Source organism: Brevundimonas sp. (genome assembly GCF_032107865.1).
Classification (GTDB): domain Bacteria; phylum Pseudomonadota; class Alphaproteobacteria; order Caulobacterales; family Caulobacteraceae; genus Brevundimonas.
In genome coordinates this window covers 1-1,025 of sequence record NZ_DAMCNG010000408.1, presented here as the reverse complement: position 1 = coordinate 1,025, position 1,025 = coordinate 1, and the positions used below count along the sequence as shown (strand labels likewise).

Genomic DNA, 1,025 nt, shown 5'->3' with positions numbered 1-1,025 from the left:
GCTGACGGATCGCGCGGCGCCGCGCCTGACGCTGCACTGCGGCTCGGCGTCGGCGGCGATCCTGTCCCCCTGGGTGGCGCAACTGGGGCCCCGCGCCCACATTCGCCCGGACGCCGCGCCGGGCGTGTTCGAGATCAAGGAGAGCTGAGCATGGCCCAGTGCCCCATTTGCCGTCGCGCCGAAGCTGTCGCTGCTTACAAGCCGTTCTGCTCCAAGCGTTGCGCCGACGTTGATCTGCAGCGCTGGTTCACCGGCGGCTACGCCATTCCGGCCGAAGATGCGCACGATGATGAAAAAGATCGTGGAATTGAGTGAATTGGCGTCTGGACAGCCCCATCAGCCTCGCCTATAGACCCGCCTCTCGCGACGACGTCGTGCGCCTGGATAGCTCAGCTGGTAGAGCAGCGGATTGAAAATCCGCGTGTCGGTGGTTCGAACCCGCCTCCAGGCACCACTTTTTCCCAAGATGATGATTATTCGCCTCGGCCATGAAAAAGCCGAAAAATCGTCATGGGCCTAAACGTTTCTTAACATTCTCGACGCCAGCATTTTTGTTGCCGTTTTATTGCGCGGATGTGGAATTTTTGTGCGCCCCTGCCGCGAGAGCGAGGGGCGCGGGGTGAAAAGCTATTTTCCGCCCTTGACGCTCCGATAGGCGTTCGCCAAAGGGACTTAACCGCATTCTTGCTTGCAGGCTGTGGACGGGGGGGTATGGTTCCATCGCTCCAGTCTGCAAAGCGTCTCAGGATGTTTCGTAAGAATGCGGCGCCGACCGGCGGGGGAGAAATTCCGGCGGGAGGAAAAAATTTCACGGTAAAGGCCCAGCCGACTGACGCGGTTTGGGTCTTGGGTTCCACGAGTCAGACCAAAGCAGGAACTGGCGAAACATGCTCGATAGCAAGAAGACGAATATCCTCCTCGCAATGGCCGGCGCTGCCGTCCTGATGGCGAGTTCGCCGGTTCTGGCGCAGGACGCGGCCGCTCCGGCTGCTCCGGCCGCCGCTTCGGCCCCCGCTGCTGACGCC

Annotated in this window: 1 protein-coding gene and 1 tRNA gene; both read left to right on the top strand. The window is 61.5% G+C overall.

Features of this window, described 5'->3' with window-relative positions; all coding sequences use genetic code 11:
• The first annotated feature begins 150 nt into the window (after positions 1-150).
• A complete protein-coding gene (locus RT567_RS17200) occupies positions 151-315 on the top strand; it encodes a DNA gyrase inhibitor YacG (RefSeq protein WP_313577383.1) in 165 nt (54 codons plus the stop codon).
• A 63-nt stretch (positions 316-378) separates the two neighbouring features.
• Positions 379-454: transfer RNA gene (locus RT567_RS17195), tRNA-Phe, on the top strand.
• Positions 455-1,025 lie beyond the last annotated feature (571 nt).